The following is a 16,030-nucleotide window of genomic DNA, read 5'->3' as shown; positions in this document are numbered from 1 at the left end:
GGTTAATCTTCTGGCTCGCTTTCATCTGGGAGCTTAATTTCATCCAAAGGAATGAGGGCATTCCCATCTCTGAAATTAGCTACCAAATGGAAATTTTTCATATCCATTCCATCGAAGAATTCAGGCGATACATGCTCAAGAATTATAAACTGAAAGTTCTGTTTGTATTCGTCATTAGCACGCGTTATGAAATCGTCAAACAGCTTGAATGCCTCACTTAATTTAGTGCGATCATCGTTTACAAAATCCTCATCAGCAACATCATCATACGTTTCAACATTTGGTTTGCGTTTCTTAACCTCTTCGTAATAGGGCCGACTTAATTGATCCCACACCATAAACTGTGGTATGTATCGGCTGCTTTTTCGCAAAGCAAAGTCGTGTAAGCCAAGGAAGAGGCAGAGGTGCAAGAACAAATAATTTGAACTGCTTCCTACATTCTCTAAGTCTACCGAATTCGGCCTCCTCAAGTGCAATACCTTTTCAGATTCGCTGAAATAAGCTTTATAGCTTCTGTATTGTCCCAGCGCTTTGGATTTTGAAACATATCGCTGGATGTTATCCTGTAGGATATCTATGGTGATTTTCTGGCTTTCACTGGTAGCTTTTGCTTCATCTTGTAGTTGATCGATTAAGCTTTCAATGGCCATCTTCTGAGCCGTAAAGTCAAGATCATCTGCCACTTGTGTATACAACTCCAATTTGGCCTTTATTTCACCAATCAGAACAAGACGGTGAGCTTCATCTACAAAATCAGTTGACCTAGTTGGCAAAACCTTTATCTGCTGATCAATCTCAGCCACCTGACTTTCTAATTTCGCTCTATCCTGACTCAGATTAGTCAGAAACGGCTTTTTGCGAAGCAGTTCGGACTTGAGCTTCGCAAGTCGGACCTCTAAATTTTCAAATATTTCACTAACAGCAGGAGCGAGTATTAATTCAGCCAAACCTTTTCTTAATACACTTACGGGCTGAAGGCTATCCACATTATTAGCTATCAGCCTTTTATATTCTTCGTAATTATTCTCAAAAACATCAATGTTTCTAATTTTTCTTAACAAATCTCTGCGCTGTTGTTGAAGCTCATCAATTTCCTTTAGGGATTCACGATTATATGTTGTCAAATAATTCTTCACTAAGCCCCGCAAAACCTCTAAGCTATCCTGCATTGTAGGCAAGCCCGATTCAATGAGCCCAGCTTGCTGTGCCCTTACTACAAGTTCAAAAATATTGTTGTGAAAAACAAGCCTTTGTTTTTCGAACAGAGTTTCCTTCTTCGCGATGGCTAAGAGTTCACGCTTCTGTTTGCTAAGTTCTTCAGTAACCAATACGTTTCTTGGAGTAGACGAATTTAGCGCTAACCAGAATATCCTGTCCAGAGCCTCGCGATATCTGCTAGAATTGATTTTATCAAAAAACTGCTCTTCATTATTTATAACAATATCCGATTGAGTGTTAAAAAGCAGAAAATACCGAAAGGATATTTTTGAGCCCGCACGAATCACCTTACCACCGTAAGGGAAAGTGAATTCCGAATCAATTGAAAATTGCTCTTCGAGAATCTGTTTTAATGCAGTCTCGTCAATATCAGCAGTAGGGAGATCGGGAACAACACCTGTGGAAGAGAAGAAATAGTCACTCGATGACGCACTACCCACAGGCTTCCCTCTAGCAATCGTGAACGTGCTATCATTGATTGTAAAGTTAATCCCGTACCACTTTACGTTCTCATTGATTATAGATTGGGGTATCTTGTTACCTGTACTTTTGCAAAGACAATAATCAATTATCTTTAAAATGGTAGATTTACCTGTTGAACTACCTCCAGTTATTACATTAATCTTGTTAGGCAGAAAGTAGAGATCTTGTCGTTTCCCGCTCTCTAACCAGAGGGTTATTTGGTTAATGTTAAAATTCATAGGGGCAGCTGCAAGTTGTAGTAGAGTGAGAGGCTGTCAGCCTGAAGGATTTTAGCTAACATTGGACTCGCTTTAATTATTCTTTTAGCCCTATGCCCGATGTTATTCGTGAATTCGTAAGTTTCAAGCTTACTAGTAGCGTATACAAATCCATCATCTACTGTGACAAACCCAGCCTCAACTGCAACTATGAGGCAATTCATTGTCATAGTTAATAAAGATTCATAACGATCTGAAAAATTGACAACTGTTTTAGGATGCTTAGCCAAAAGCTCTTCTATACTGCGAAGATTTGAATTCGGCTTAAATGACATAAGGGTGTCAGAGTGCAATAAGAATGGATTAATCAGTAGCACATTTGCTATGTCCATTCGATTGATATTCTGCATTGTTGCAAGCACCGCAATCATCCCAATTGCAGTATTGTTGTACAAATATTTATTACTTAGCTGCGCCATACCTTTCGTGCCAATCGATGAGCCATCCAATTTTATGCTGATCAGAGAGCAGGTAAAATTGCCCATTACTCCACTCTATATCTAGCTGTTGTCCCTTCACTGCTAGATTTATTTTTCTTACCTCGTCAAGACAAAGGCTTGCTAATTTGACCATTTCAACTGGAATAGTTATTTCGTCAAATAGCCCAGGTTCTTCTGGCTTGTAAAATCTATGCGCTGCTGTAAATGCATTCTTCCATCGCCTTTCGGCATCCTTGTTGAATTTTTCAACATGTATTTCTGCAATCAAACCATTTTGTAGCCAATTTATCAAATTATTAAAAACAGTTAGTTTAAACCCAGTGTATTCTATAATATTCTCATCATCAACGACACTAATATCACCTAAGTCGATTAGCTGTTTAATGAATGTTTGCTCTAAGGGATTTTCTATATCACATTCATAATCCTCAACAATTAGGTCATCGGTTCGCCCCATATCGAAGAAAATTTGATAACGCCTATGAAATTCTTCATAAGTCATTATCATCTTTTGACGATTTTTAACAAAATCATAGCTCTGCCTTCTTAGTCCACCATCGATAATGCGAAGTATGGTTTCAATCTTTCCAGGATTGACCATCATTTTGTGTAATCTCGCAATTATTTTGTTGTGGATATCGTCAAAGCTGTCTTCAATCTCAAGCTTCTTAAGAAATACTTTCAGCACTTTATTATCCAAGCTAAGCACCGTTGCCAAGTAGCTTTTGATTGTGTCTGAAGTCGTTTTTGAATGTAAACCTTCGATTACCAGCCTTAAGTCCTCTACACTTTTCTCTTCACGCTTAAGCTTCTCTAAATCAGCCAGGAAAGCATTCCTCGCTCCCACTGCCATATTGGTTACGATGGTAAACGTATTTTTATAACAAAAATCAAATTGGGCAGCAGTATCACCTGCTTCATCTATAACAAGCGCCCAATTGTACAACGTCTTCCACAATGAGTCATCTAACTCAGTAAGTTTTGAAGCGTCAGGATCTATTGTATGTTTGAGTTGAAATAAAACAGTGACACCATTGGGTTTATCAATATGAACATCGTCTTTGACTTCTAAACCAACTGATTCACCTTCATTGATATCCAATAGGCTAAGAAGAAAATAGTAGAACTGATACTCAAAGCCAATGACTTTGTCGTCAGCTGCAGTAATATCGCTTCTTGTCTTAACGAGTGCACTCATTTAATTATTGATACAATAGGTCCTTACCATCTAAATAACAAACGACTTTTCGGCTTCATCGTGATGGAAGCCGATCCCAATATTACAAGAAATCTGGCATTACCATCGATTCCATTTATGAGACTACCCATTCATGTGCTCTAGTATGCCTTCGCACATCATCCACGAACTTGAAACAGGTGGACTTGCTGTAACCCGTTGCTTCCGCTAGTTGATTGAAGGAGAAGCCATTCAAGAAGTAGCACTTGAACATATTCACCGCTTTGAAGCTGAACACACCATCGATGATGAGCTGCTCCAGATAGAGCATGAGGTCGGTGTGTAGTTCAGAGTACTTCTCGTCCTGTCGGTCTTGCTCTGTCTTTTCCTCAACCAATTCAAAGTCGTTCCACTCAACCATGTCTAGGTGAGAGGACTCTTTGTAAGCTTTGTGGTGAGCAATGCTTCTCTTGATGTCTCGGTCTGACTCATCTCTGCCATTCCAAAGACAACTACGCATCATGTAAGCATACCCCTTCTCGACGGTAGGTATCACAATCTTACCAGTCTCTAAGCGCAATACGAATTGCAGGAGAGCCTCTGACACGATGTCCTCAATATCCTCCTTCCTGAACCTTTTCCCTCGCTTGTAGAGCGTATCTGTGACTGCTTTGATGAAGGAGCTGCGATAGGCTGCGAACGCCTTGAAGAACTCCTCAGATGTAATGTTATTATTCACCTCTATCTATCAGCGATAGGGTGAAAAACCAGAAGTATGGACACAAAAAAGACCGCCCCTCAGAGAGAAGCGGTCTTTCAGATGTGAGAGGTTGACTACCTACGCGGCCACCTGCTCCTCCTTCTTGGTCCGGCGAGCTGGCTTCCCGAACACGATGTCCGAAGGCAGCGAAGCCGTTTCCACAGTCTCGCCGGCAGCGGCAGCCTCGGCCGCCATCTGCTCACGCTTGGCTTTGCGGATGTACGGCACCTTCGGGGCGGGAGTGTAATCAGGAGCCAGCAGGGTCTGAAGCTCCAGAAGGGCTACCCCTACCTTGTCAGCGGCTTTCTTGATGTCCTTGATGAGCAGCTCATTCTTGGCGGCGCTGTTCAGGAGGTCGGCGATTTGTTGGGTGTTGATCATGGTGTTTGTTTGGGGGTTAAGTGGTTGATGATGAGGCAAACCTCTTAGCCACCCCCGACACATGACAATCTTTCCGCAACTATTTTCACACTTTTTTACGACGGGTTTGCCGGTTCATCCGGGTGCGGCTTTACCCCTGCATCTTTTAGCAGCTTGTCGATTTCTGCTTCTCGCTCTTTATCATTTTCGTCCATCGCCCACTTGCGAAGAGACTGCTTCAACTCTTCCACTTTATTGGGTTTTGGCTTCTCATCAGGCTCTTCCATGACCTAGAATGTGATGTGTGGAGTTGCTTATAGATACTAGTGAAGCCATTCAAGTTAAACAGCACCACCTACTTCCTACCTGAATCCTGGCAAGAGGTTACGCTCGAACAATTCCAGCGATACCACGCCACTCAGAAAGACGCGAAGCTAGGGCAACTGGAGAAGGCAGGCAAGATCCTAAATATCTTCTCTGAAGCCCCGCTAACGGATGTTGAGGAAGCTGGCGCGGAGCTGATGTTCCGCTTATTCGAACGACTGAACTTCCTCAAGGAGGAGGTCACATCAGAGCCGGTTGCTCACTTCCTCTTCAACGGAGCCACCTACTATGTCAACTCGCTTGAGAAGTTCGGGGAGTTGGCTGCCTATGATCGAGTAGTCGGTCACTTCAAAGGGGACATGATTGCCGCTTCTGGATACATCCTAGCGATCCTCTGTCGCAAGAAAGGAGAAGTGTTCACCAATGACAAGAACGCGCTCACAGAGCAAGCCAAACGCTTTGAGAAGGGATTAGATGCACAAACGGTGATGTCGCTCATCGCTTTTTTTTTGAGCAGCGCGCAAGAATCACGGACAGTTTCCCAATTCTCTTTAAGGGCGGAAGCAGCGCGACAGAAGCTGAGAGAGCTTTTGGCAGCTACATCAATGAGCGGTACGGATGGCTCTCAACCGCCTTCGATCTGGCGCCGTCTATTCTGCAAGTTGACGCTGTTCTTGATCTCCCACTCGAAAGGGTCTTAACCTTCCTCCAATATAACAAAGAGCTAAACAAATTCAGAGAGTCCCAATCCAAGTGAGTACCGCATACACGAATCGTATCCACGACATAAAATACATCTACGACAGCATCGAGCAGGTAAGCATCCAGCACCCTGGCTTTGCTCACTTCGATAGTGGCAGCGACACAGAGCTTGGCAAACCTGATTACAGCTACCCTCTCCTCTACTTGGAGACCATCGGTCAGGTAACGGAGAGCACCAAGACGGAGACCTACTCCATCGCCCTCAACATCTGCGACAGGATAGCAGCTGACCCGAACCACCGTCAACGCGTGGAAGGACACTCCAAGGTGAAGCAGCTCTTCTCAGAAGCAAAGCGCCTCATCGAGCTTCTGGTAGGTGCCGTGAATGTGTCAGATGCCAACATCCTCTTCTACGACCACCTCAGCTCAGACGACTTGGTTGCAGTCCGGGGAGAGTTCACCATTACAGTGAAACGCTTTGTCAACCCACATGATGTGAAGCAACTACTTGAGGGAGGGGCTAAATAATGGCGAAGCAAGTCTTCAACTCCAAACAGATTGCTCCATTCCTAGACAAAGAGCTTCAATCGTTTGCCGATGAGATCAAACGATTCATGATCGCTCAGATCGAAGCACAGCGCCAAGGAAGGCTGCTCAATGATAAATCCGGTTTCGTTGGTCAGAGCAAAGTCACCTTCAACACATCGGGTGTGGTTCTGAGTCTGCCTGAACAAGCCATTTACATCGACCAAGGCAGACGCCCTGGACTGAGGAGGGTACCGGTTGACAATATCATCAGATGGCTCAGACGCTACCGCATCCTTGGAAGGGACCGCACCAGTGGCAAGTTCAGGAGGGCTACTGAGCAATCTATCAACTCTGCCGCTTGGGCCATCCAACAAGCCATTTTCAGGCATGGCATCCGGGCAAAACCCTTCATCAATGAAACGCTGGAATACGCTGAGCAGATCATCTCGCAAGCAGTGGACAAAGTGCTCATCCCACAAATCGTGGGCATCGTTGAAATAAGCTTCAATAACAACACCCGATAATTATGTCAGTGATAACCACCCCTACCGATCCACTAATAGTATCAGTAACTATAGAGCCTCAACTGCTCAGCGCAGCTTACAATCCAATCAGAGTCCAGATCACTAAATATCCCTACCGCGTAGGTGATCTATTTTATGTTGAAGTGTATGCGTTGCCCTCGCGCAATGCACGCATGAGTGGCAACTCGAAAGCTGGAGCTAAGCTCATCACCACACTCACTAAAAACGGTGATGCTTCCGGTAGATGCACTTTTGACTTGGGCAATGTTCTGGCTTCTCAGTTCTCAGGATATAATGCGCCAGAAGCCACGACGATGGTTCAGAAGGATGATACCTCCTTCATCCCTTACTACTACAAGATCGGGTATATCGTCTTTGATGTTTTCAATAACCAAGTAAAGACTGAGGTGCAGGAATCATCTGTTCTGTTTGCGGTTCGTGCAGCCCTGCCGCTCCACGGAGTCAAGACCATGATGGATTATCTCTATCAATTCGATAGTGAGCCGGTGGACGTGCTGACCAACATCACCAATGGATTAGAACGCCACCGTAACGAAACCACTTTCCTCTCCTTCTTCTTCGCCCGTCACGCCACTGCCACCAATCCAACACTTCGTATCAGGGCCGATCTTAACTTCCATTCTGGCAACGCAGTCGGCCAAGCCGTTTACAATGTGTTAGTCAGCGAAGTAGCTGTATCAACAGGAGGAGTATATGTCTTCAACGTCAAGCCAGATGTCCTCCTGGCTCAACCCAACTACTCTCTCCTCCGCTCCTACAGCGTCTGGCTCACCTACGAGGATGACGACAGAGCGGAAAGTGCAATCAGCTTCTCCAGGACTTTCCTTGTCGCTGATAATCTCCTAGAGCCCCAGGAAGTGACCTTCCTAAATCGCGCAGGTGGTTGGGACAGCCTGCAGTTCACACGCAACATCAGAGAAGAGATGAAAACGGATGTGATCAGTTACCGCAACGCCACCGCAGAACGAGTGAGCGGTGTGTCAGCCAAGAGCAACATCACCATCTACTCGACCTGGCTACCTAACAAAGCCCACGATTGGCTCCGGGATTTGGTGCTCTCGCCAGTGGTGCTCCTCGATGGAAAGTATGTCAAGCTACAAGACACCACTCATAAATATGACTCCACGGAGGATGTCTTCTCACTTGAGCTGACGGTTTCGCCGGAGTATGAACAAAACTCTATCAGATTCTAATGCGCGTTGAATTATACATCAATGGAAAACTAACCGACCTATCAGAAGACATCAAGATCACCGTTGATAAGGTGGTAAGTGAGTTCAAGGATCCGTTAAAGAAAACGGGTTCCTATACCCTGCCAATCACCCTCCCCTACACCAATAACAACAAGGGAATCTTTTTTCATGAGGACGACAAGCAGATATTAGGCAAGTTCAAGCGCACCTATACGGCGCTACTGGTGGTCGATGACAACCTCATCATCGATGGAGAATTCCTCCACATCAAGAACAGTGCGAAGGGGTTTGAAGGGGCCGTTGGGAACAGTCGAATTCGCAGTCCCAAGATTGGTGACCTCATCGGAGACAGATCCCTGAGAGACATCCGCTCATTTGAGCCGTTCGATTTCAGTGGCAATGACACTGTCGTGGACTACATCAGCAGGGAGCTTGAATTCAGACCATCTGGTAACCCTAGCACAAAGCGAAGTGAACTGTGCTTTGCCCCTGTTCTCGACTCCTTCCGCTCCACCCGCCTCCCTAAGTACATCAGCTACGAGGACATTGGCATCAGCCATTTCTGTGGCACCATCCTGGAGAAGATCATCCAAGATGCTGGGTACTCGCTCATTGGCAACGTGCTCAACAATGCGACCTATCGGAAGCTGATCATGCTCTATTCCGATAAGAGCAAACAGGCGTGGAACTATGGCAAGCTTGCTCCTGGCCGTGCGGAGCTACAAAACTCTGGAATTCTCTCTGCCATATACTTACCCACTGAAGCAACTACCATTGATAGGCAAGGTGACGTTGTTTCTGTGCTTAGATACCCTTGGCAAACCTTTGATGGGGATCTGTGCGGCTCAATTGGAGGCGATGGCGTGTACACCTGCAAATACACTGGCGATTATCAATTGACAGTCAAGACAGATTTTATCTATCAGCAAGGGAATGCCACTCCCGCAACAGCATACTTTAATTCATTCCGTTGCATCACAGACGATGAATTCATACCGGAAAACATGATTCCAGGAATGAGTGGCTTTTCAACCATAAACCTGACTTATCTGGATACCGGTACGCTGGCGGTCTGGACTGGCCTCAATGTCAGCCACACATTCACTGTACACATGGAAGCTGGCAAGCAGTACGAGGTGCAGAGCTACGTGAGCGCTCCTAAATCCACCTCAAACGGCGGCACCAAGCTCTTCTACAGCTCCACATCTGGAGGATTCCGCATTGTCTCCTGCAATGGCCCTCTTCTGGTAAACCCGGCTCTCTTCCTGCCGGACATGAAGCAAGCGGAATTTCTGAATGCCCTCTTCAAGATATTCAACCTCTACTACCAAATCAACGACGACCTGAAGACCATCAATCTCTTCACAAGGGATGAATTCTTCAGTCGCAACCTGGGCAGCGTGGTGGATCTGAGCAATCAGATCAGCTTGGCTGACATGGAAGAAACCCCTCTAACCTCAAAGGAGGTGGCTGAAACCTATTACAGCTACAAGAAGGATGAATCAGACTATCTGCTGAATAGGACCGATTACAACACGTTGGTCAATGGTGAGCAGGAAGATGGAAGCTATGTTCTCCCCTTTGCTCCTCTCGCATTTGTTCAGACCAAATATCAAGTTCAGGATGGCAGCGGTGGCGTTTTTGAAGGATACGACTTCCTTCCTGCGATCCTGCCTGATACTGAATCAGAAGATCTGTCTGTGCTCACCAGCGAGGACAGCTTCACCGCTGCCGGTAGTTGGGAGCCTCGCCTCTGCCTCTACCACGGCTCGAAGAGCTTTGATCCAAATCTCTACACATTACCTCCAAGTCTACTTTACTACAACCTATTCTACCTCAATCTATCGAACGGGGTGACCCTGGTGCGCCCTAAACTTGGCTTCTTCAACTACGTCAACCAGCCGGTATACAAAGTGGTCGAAAATGTGCAAAGACGTTCTTTCTCGGTGGAGCTAGCTTCTGCCCCTACGATCTACCAGCTCAATGATCAGAACTTCCTTCGTTCAACCAAAACTGTGGATTCGTTGGATAATAGCTCATTAGCGATCAACACAAATGGAAGCATCAATCCAAAGGGGATGTTCTTCAACCTCTATGCGAACGACCTGCTCATTGCCAACCTGAGCAACTACCTAGAAGGGGTCGGCAGAATGAATCCCGTGCTATTCAATCAGCTCACTGGTCGTCAGGTGCTGCGCATTGACTCCGATCTCTTCTTGTTGGAAAGTATCAAAGCCTATGAGCTTGGAGGTGACAGAGCCCGTTATAAGATATACAAGCTCATCGCCGGTGCTGTGGACAACCAGATTGGTAATGGCAATGACGATGGTACTCCAGCCACCTTCACTTCCACTCAGACCTACACAGCGTCCTGCGGAACAGGTTTCTCAGGCTCTCCAGTCACGGAAACCTTCACAGCTGATTCTAACATCTCCCAGTCTGATGCTGATGCGAAGGCACTGGCTGGAGCGCAACAGTCAGCAGAAGATGGCTTGTTCTGCCTTCGTACTTACACGTCCACTCAGACCTACACGGCTTCCTGCCCTGACGGTTATGATGGAAATCCTGTCACCAAGACAGTGACGTTTGTCTCCACCGTAAGCCAGGATGATGCTGATTCATTTGCTCTGGCTTCCGCTCAGGTAGAAGCACTAGCAGAGCTGGTCTGCACCTATGTCGGAGGTGGTGGAGACGATCCTGGTGGATCTCACTCATTCGCTAGAACAGCCGGACCAATGGATGAAGAAGACGATTGGGATATGCCTTCGGATGATTTTGATGGTGATTTCACCCCCTAACTAGCTACAAAACAGAGCTAATGATGCGACTTATAAAGACTGTAGGCGAATGCTTACAGTCTTTTTCATGGCCACTAGCAAAGTATACACCCTTACCATCGACGGCGTAGAGACCGCCATAAAGAACACCTCCCAGCTTCAAGACACTATCAAGACCCTGGAGAAGCAATTCTCAGAAGCGGAGTTTGGGTCCGACAAGTTTGAAAAGCTTCAGACAGAAGTCAACGAAGCAAAAGACAGGCTGAAACAGCTTCAGCAGACCACTCAGACGGTCAACAAGCAAGTATCTGACACGGCCACCACCACGGAGCAACTCGGAGGAAAGTTTGATGATGCTTTCTCACTTGGCTCCTCCCTCTCCTCCAAGCTAGGGGTTGACCTCGGTAAGGTGGAAGGTGGTCTAGGAGGGTTGAAAGGTGGGTTGGACATTGCTTCCAAAGCATTCGGAACCCTACGCGGAGCGATTGCCTCAACTGGAATCGGATTGCTGGTGATTGCTTTCACAGCGCTAATCTCCTATTTCACCAAGACCCAGGAGGGAATGAACTTCATCAACCAGAAGACGAAAGCCCTACAGGCAGTCTTTGCTGTGTTGAGTGGCAAGGTGATAGAATTCGGCAAGTTCCTCTTCCAGACTTTCTCGAACCCAAAGAAGGCGCTAGGTGACCTGGTTGATTTTTTACAAAACAACCTACTGAATCGAATCAAGAGCTTTTCAGTCATCTTGGAAGGGATCGTCAACATGGACTTCAAGAAGGTCGGTGATGGCATCATCCAGATGGGAACAGGCATTGAGAATGCCACCGACAAAGCCAAGGCATTTGGCTCCCAGCTTCGACAACTTGGGGATGATGCCCTAGCAGCCGCTGCCCTGGCTGAGAGCCTTGAGAAGCGTTCTCAAGCCCTTGTTGGAGCAGAACGCGACCTCAAAGTGGCACGCGCGCAGGGAAACGCTGAGATCGAGAATCTGAAGAAGCTTAGTGATGATGCTTCGAAGAGCAATGCAACGCGACTGGCAGCCGCCATACGCGCAAATGAGCTGGAAAATGGGTTTCTGATCCGGGAGATCAATCTTCAAAAGCAGAAGGTAGACATCCTCAAGGCGCAGAATGACCAGAAGCAGCGCAATGGTCAACTGACAGGTGAGGACAAGGATCAAATGGCCGAGGAGCTGGTGAAGCTCTCGGAATTCAGTCAGCGTTCGGCCACCCTCCAAACTGAACTACAGAACAAGATCAACGGGCTGAAAGCAGAAGCAAAAGCCAAGGATGACGCTGCCGCAACCAAGAAGAAAGCCGATGACGCGAAAGCTGCGGCCGATCGTTTAGCTGATACTCAGGCTGCCACCGCTGCTGAGTTTGCAGTTCGTAAGTCTGCCCTCGACCGAGAGCTAGCCGCTGCTGAGAAAGGGAGTGCTGCTTACCTGGAAATCCAGAAGCGTAAGCTGAAACTGGATGAGCAGATTGCTCTACAGGCTATCGATGACAAGCTTCTGAAGGCAGGAACCAAGGAGAAAACTGCTCTACTGGCTCAGAAAGAAGAGATCAAGAAGACAACCCAGGCGCAGGAAGCCAAGCTCGAAGAAGATTATCAGAAGGAAAAGCGGACCAAAGCTTTTGAGGACGAGCTGACCATTGCCAACATCAAATTGGTCGGTCTGAAGGAAGGTCAGAAGGAATACTATGATGCCCTGATTGCCCAATCCAGAGCGGAAGAAGCACTTGCCTTGAGCAAGCTGGATGACACCCAAGCCAACGAAGCGGCACGAAACCTCATCGTCACGGAAGGGGCTCAGAAACGTCGTCAGATCGTGATCGACTCTGCCAAGACGCCGGCAGACCTAGACCTATCCTCAAGCGTCTTCAAGAAGCTGTTTAGGTTGAGTGACGATGATGCAGAAAAGGCCGCTGAAGCATTTGGAAACGCCTACAATGCGGTTTCTAATGTGGTCAATCAGGCATTAACCCAAGCTTCGGCAGCTCGTCAGGCTGCCATCGAAGCTGAATTAGCAGAGGTACAGACAGCAATTGATGGAGCTAAGGAAGCGAGTGATGCTCTCAAGTCACAGGTAGATGAGAGCCAATCACGCATCGATGGCTTGGAAGGGCAGCTCCTCAATGCCAACGGTGCAGCAAGGGATAAGATCATCAAGCAGCTTGAAGCAGAGCGTGCTCGTCATGCCCAGCTAGCCCTTGAGAGAAAGCGTGAAGACGAACGAATCAAGAAAGCAGAAGCAGATAAACTAGCTCTGGAAAAGAAGAAGCAGGATGAGATCAAGAAGAGCACCCAGCTCCAGAAAGCAGCCCAATTGGTCATGCAAAGTGCTGCCGCTGCTGAAGCGGTATTCGCCGCCATCAAAGCAGTGAGTGGAGCTAGCTCAGTTCCTTTCCCTGGTAACCTCATTGCCATCGTGGCTGCTCTGGCGGCCGTGACAGGAGCTGTCATCTCTGCTAAATCCCTCTCAGATGGCTTTGCTGAAGGTGGTTATACAGGAGATGGCGGCAAGTACGAAGCGGCTGGAGTGGTCCACCGCGGCGAGTATGTCATCCCGCAGCACATCGTCAAGAACCCCTCCTATTCTGGAATGATCGGCCAGCTGGAATCAGCTAGGGTGAGAGGATACAGTGATGGTGGACTCGTGGATGTGTCAAACATCAACGCTGACGCATCCACCCGAAAGCTTGATGTGCTGATGCAACAGATGCTTACGCTACGCCAGGACACCAATTCCTTGGCCACTAGCATAGCTGATCGCCCGGTGGTCGTGGCTCACCAGGAATACAGGGATTACGAAGCCAAAAACACGGAAATCAGAGAGTATTTCCTCCAATAAAATAGATACCATTATGACCGATTTCTCCCAACTAAAGACCTATTCCATCAAGATCGATGATAACGATGACGTGACTGGCATCTCCCTCATCTCATTCGTTGAAAAGCCCGCTATGGAGGTGTCAGCCGTGAAATTAGCTGAAGCTCCAAAGCTGGTGACACTGAAGACAGACGAGTACAAGCAATACCTCACTTCTGCGGTGATCATCCCGAACAAGCCCATCTACCGCAATGACCCTGAGCGCGGCGAGTACCTCATCCAATTCTCAGAGCAGGACGTGGAAGCCATCCGTAACAAGTTCTTCAAGACCACTGGCAATCTCAAGCTCTCCAACAAGAATCACGATGCTGCCGACACCGTGAGCACCATGCTCATCGAATCTTGGATTATCGAAGATCCAACTATGGATAAGGCAGTGGCCCTAGGATTTACAGGACTGCCAAAGGGGACGATGATGGCGACCTATAAGATCCTTGATGCAGATTTCTGGCAGAATGAGGTGCTGACAGGAAATGTCACCGGGTTCTCACTTGAGGGGATGTTTCATGAAGTTGAATTGCAGCTCTCAGCCAATAAGGAAGATGATCTCTATAGAGTCCTAGACGAACTGGTGAGCTTTCTAGAAAAGAGGTAGCGGCCAACTAAGCTTGAGCTTTTGGTTTTGAAACCAATTCATAACCGAGGCTTCTCAACTTCTTTCCCAACTGATAATCGATGGTTGCCGAATCAGTATTAGCAATGTAATGGGCAATCAGTAGCCTTGAGGTCAATACGTCCATTTGTTTAGGAAATGCTTCCCTAGCCAACATGAGCAAAGCTGTTTGAATTGCTGAAGCAGTCGTGGACATGGTGTCTTTATGATTAATGAATATTTCTAAAGGTCGGCTTATATCTACCAGCAGACCTAAACAAATATTCATTATGACCGACGAAAAAAGAAAATCATTACTAAGCCGCCTTGCTGTTGCTCTCGGACTATCTGAGGACGCCACTGAAGTAGAAGTAGCTCTAACAGCTTATAAAACCAAGGCAGGTGACGAGATCGAAGTCAACGACGAGGATCAGACTACAACTGCTGCTGATGGCGAATACGAGCTAGAGGATGGCAAAATCCTAGTAGTATCAGAAGGAAAAGCTGAAGTGAAAGAAGCTCCCCAAGAAGAGGAGAAAGCCGCTGAAGAAGCTCCAGAAGATCAGAAGGTAGAAGACGATGCAATGGCTCAGATGCAAGCCGCTATTGATGCACTGACCGCTCGCCTGGATGCCCTGGAAGGAAAGAACACAGAACTGGAGAAGTCCAACACAGAGCTGTCAGAAAAGCTATCCGCAGTGGAGAGCAGGCCAGCTGACAAGAAGGTAGTCCTGAACGCCAATCAAGGTCAGAAGAGCAAGGCTCAACTCGCCTTTGAAAGAGCCCAAGCCAGAAACTAGAACACTTTATAAAACAGGCTTATAACTACCAGAATACCAAAATAAATTACTCCACTTATTCACTTGAATTATTCACCTAAAATATGGACAGGCACACACTTCGGCGAGATCTTTTCTGAAGTCATCTATTCAAACGCTACCGTCGACAAAGGACTGGTTCGTGTCCTCGACAACATCAAATATGAGCAGATGGTCACCAGCATCACTGGCGACCTAGTCGTTCAAGATTACGCTGTTACTCCTACCACTGGAGGTGGAAACATCACCTTCGGAGACGCAACTATCAGACCTGTTAAGAAGCATGTCTACGAGGAGTTCAACATGCAAGGGATGCTCAATACGCGCTTCTCTGCAGACATGAAATCGGGTGCTGCTAACATGGAATCGAATGAATTCCTGAAGGCAGTTCTTGAGTATGCAGTACCTCGCGTTGGCAAAGCAATCGAAACCAGCTACTGGAACCTGTTGGTGACCAAGCTGAATGCAGCTTCTGATGAAATAGCTGTAGCAGGTGCTACCCTGACTGCTGCTAACGTCATCGATGAAATGGAGAAGGTATATGCAGCAATGCCAGGCCAGATCCTTGAAGGCACTGAAGCTAAGATCTACGCTCCTCACGCTGTGAAGCAGATGATCAAAGTTGCCAACCTCAACCAGACTTACCGCGACATCTTCACTGTGGTAGGTGACCAGATCTCCTACCTAGGCGTGCCCGTTGAATTCGTTCCTCTGGCAGCTAACACCATCGTGGCAGGTCGTTCGTCTGACCTCATCCTCGGAACCGACTTGCTGTCTGATTTCGGAGCTTTTGAAGTGAACAAGGTACAGGCTAACTCTGACCAGATGTTCCTGAAAGCAACATTCAGCCTGGATGCTGCTGTCTGCGTGACCAATCAGAAAGTGCTCTACAAGGCCTAATCAAGATGTTGTCTCGCCCACCTAAGCAGTGGGCGAGACTTCTAAATCAAATAACAACTAGAA

16 protein-coding genes are annotated in these 16,030 nt (G+C 47.0%); 9 read left to right on the top strand and 7 right to left on the bottom strand.

The genetic code is table 11. The annotated features are described in order from the left end of the window. Nucleotides 1-2: 2 nt before the first annotated feature. From MTP16_RS17180 to MTP16_RS17155, 6 genes are all read right to left on the bottom strand, one after another. Complete coding sequence (locus MTP16_RS17180) at nt 3-1,919, bottom strand: DUF3732 domain-containing protein (protein ID WP_243512146.1); 1,917 nt, start codon at nt 1,917-1,919, stop codon at nt 3-5. Next, on the bottom strand, nt 1,916-2,353 hold the full coding sequence (locus MTP16_RS17175; RefSeq protein WP_243512144.1) for a three component ABC system middle component: 438 nt from the start codon (nt 2,351-2,353) through the stop codon (nt 1,916-1,918). The genes MTP16_RS17180 and MTP16_RS17175 overlap by 4 nt, the downstream gene beginning before the upstream one ends. 7 nt (nt 2,354-2,360) lie before the next feature. Next, nucleotides 2,361-3,596 (bottom strand): hypothetical protein, encoded by a 1,236-nt coding sequence (locus MTP16_RS17170; protein WP_243512142.1) that lies wholly within the window; start codon nt 3,594-3,596, stop codon nt 2,361-2,363. A gap of 115 nt (nt 3,597-3,711) precedes the next feature. Continuing rightward, complete coding sequence (locus MTP16_RS17165) at nt 3,712-4,314, bottom strand: sigma-70 RNA polymerase sigma factor region 4 domain-containing protein (RefSeq protein ID WP_243512140.1); 603 nt, start codon at nt 4,312-4,314, stop codon at nt 3,712-3,714. Nucleotides 4,315-4,413: 99 nt separating this feature from the next. After that, nucleotides 4,414-4,716, bottom strand: a complete 303-nt coding sequence (locus tag MTP16_RS17160; protein WP_243512136.1) for a hypothetical protein — start codon at nt 4,714-4,716, stop codon at nt 4,414-4,416. A gap of 95 nt (nt 4,717-4,811) precedes the next feature. Beyond that, nucleotides 4,812-4,982: a hypothetical protein gene (locus MTP16_RS17155; RefSeq protein WP_243512133.1), complete on the bottom strand. Its 171-nt coding sequence runs from the start codon at nt 4,980-4,982 to the stop codon at nt 4,812-4,814. Between the two features lie 39 nt (nt 4,983-5,021). Between MTP16_RS17155 and MTP16_RS17150 the strand changes: the two genes are divergently transcribed. The 7 genes from MTP16_RS17150 (at nt 5,022) to MTP16_RS17120 (ending at nt 14,252) form a co-directional block, all read left to right on the top strand. After that, complete coding sequence (locus tag MTP16_RS17150) at nt 5,022-5,720, top strand: hypothetical protein (protein WP_243512131.1); 699 nt, start codon at nt 5,022-5,024, stop codon at nt 5,718-5,720. Nucleotides 5,721-5,772: 52 nt separating this feature from the next. Then, a complete protein-coding gene (locus tag MTP16_RS17145; protein WP_243512129.1) occupies nt 5,773-6,249 on the top strand; it encodes a hypothetical protein in 477 nt (158 codons plus the stop codon). Then, nucleotides 6,249-6,773 carry a hypothetical protein gene (locus MTP16_RS17140; RefSeq protein WP_243512127.1) on the top strand — a complete coding sequence of 175 codons (525 nt, stop codon included), beginning with the start codon at nt 6,249-6,251 and terminating at the stop codon, nt 6,771-6,773. The genes MTP16_RS17145 and MTP16_RS17140 overlap by 1 nt, the downstream gene beginning before the upstream one ends. 8 nt (nt 6,774-6,781) lie before the next feature. Then, nucleotides 6,782-7,987 (top strand): hypothetical protein, encoded by a 1,206-nt coding sequence (locus MTP16_RS17135; protein ID WP_243512125.1) that lies wholly within the window; start codon nt 6,782-6,784, stop codon nt 7,985-7,987. After that, a complete protein-coding gene (locus MTP16_RS17130) occupies nt 7,987-10,785 on the top strand; it encodes a DUF5977 domain-containing protein (RefSeq protein ID WP_243512123.1) in 2,799 nt (932 codons plus the stop codon). The genes MTP16_RS17135 and MTP16_RS17130 overlap by 1 nt, the downstream gene beginning before the upstream one ends. 67 nt (nt 10,786-10,852) lie before the next feature. Further along, nucleotides 10,853-13,618 carry a coiled-coil domain-containing protein gene (locus tag MTP16_RS17125; RefSeq protein WP_243512120.1) on the top strand — a complete coding sequence of 922 codons (2,766 nt, stop codon included), beginning with the start codon at nt 10,853-10,855 and terminating at the stop codon, nt 13,616-13,618. Nucleotides 13,619-13,631: 13 nt separating this feature from the next. Continuing rightward, complete coding sequence (locus MTP16_RS17120; RefSeq protein ID WP_243512117.1) at nt 13,632-14,252, top strand: XkdF-like putative serine protease domain-containing protein; 621 nt, start codon at nt 13,632-13,634, stop codon at nt 14,250-14,252. 7 nt (nt 14,253-14,259) lie between these two features. Here the strand turns inward: MTP16_RS17120 and MTP16_RS17115 are convergent, their stop codons facing one another. After that, nucleotides 14,260-14,466, bottom strand: a complete 207-nt coding sequence (locus MTP16_RS17115; RefSeq protein ID WP_243512114.1) for a hypothetical protein — start codon at nt 14,464-14,466, stop codon at nt 14,260-14,262. A 73-nt stretch (nt 14,467-14,539) separates the two neighbouring features. On the opposite strand from MTP16_RS17115, the gene MTP16_RS17110 reads away from it, so the two are divergent. Further along, on the top strand, nt 14,540-15,049 hold the full coding sequence (locus MTP16_RS17110; protein ID WP_243512110.1) for a hypothetical protein: 510 nt from the start codon (nt 14,540-14,542) through the stop codon (nt 15,047-15,049). Nucleotides 15,050-15,112: 63 nt separating this feature from the next. Next, nucleotides 15,113-15,967 carry a hypothetical protein gene (locus MTP16_RS17105; protein WP_243512108.1) on the top strand — a complete coding sequence of 285 codons (855 nt, stop codon included), beginning with the start codon at nt 15,113-15,115 and terminating at the stop codon, nt 15,965-15,967. The last annotated feature ends 63 nt before the right edge of the window (nt 15,968-16,030 follow it).

The organism is Hymenobacter monticola (genome assembly GCF_022811645.1).
GTDB lineage: Bacteria > Bacteroidota > Bacteroidia > Cytophagales > Hymenobacteraceae > Hymenobacter > Hymenobacter monticola.
This window is presented reverse-complemented; position numbering and strand designations above follow the sequence as displayed.

What these genes read in the sequence shown, in the direction of transcription:
- MTP16_RS17115 (WP_243512114.1), bottom strand. Translation starts at nt 14,466, where the DNA reads ATGTCCACGACTGCTTCAGCAATTCAAACAGCTTTGCTCATGTTGGCT.
- MTP16_RS17110 (WP_243512110.1), top strand. Translation starts at nt 14,540, where the DNA reads ATGACCGACGAAAAAAGAAAATCATTACTAAGCCGCCTTGCTGTTGCT.
- MTP16_RS17170 (WP_243512142.1), bottom strand. Translation starts at nt 3,596, where the DNA reads ATGAGTGCACTCGTTAAGACAAGAAGCGATATTACTGCAGCTGACGAC.
- MTP16_RS17130 (WP_243512123.1), top strand. Translation starts at nt 7,987, where the DNA reads ATGCGCGTTGAATTATACATCAATGGAAAACTAACCGACCTATCAGAA.
- MTP16_RS17160 (WP_243512136.1), bottom strand. Translation starts at nt 4,716, where the DNA reads ATGATCAACACCCAACAAATCGCCGACCTCCTGAACAGCGCCGCCAAG.
- MTP16_RS17125 (WP_243512120.1), top strand. Translation starts at nt 10,853, where the DNA reads ATGGCCACTAGCAAAGTATACACCCTTACCATCGACGGCGTAGAGACC.
- MTP16_RS17180 (WP_243512146.1), bottom strand. Translation starts at nt 1,919, where the DNA reads ATGAATTTTAACATTAACCAAATAACCCTCTGGTTAGAGAGCGGGAAA.
- MTP16_RS17155 (WP_243512133.1), bottom strand. Translation starts at nt 4,982, where the DNA reads ATGGAAGAGCCTGATGAGAAGCCAAAACCCAATAAAGTGGAAGAGTTG.
- MTP16_RS17140 (WP_243512127.1), top strand. Translation starts at nt 6,249, where the DNA reads ATGGCGAAGCAAGTCTTCAACTCCAAACAGATTGCTCCATTCCTAGAC.
- MTP16_RS17120 (WP_243512117.1), top strand. Translation starts at nt 13,632, where the DNA reads ATGACCGATTTCTCCCAACTAAAGACCTATTCCATCAAGATCGATGAT.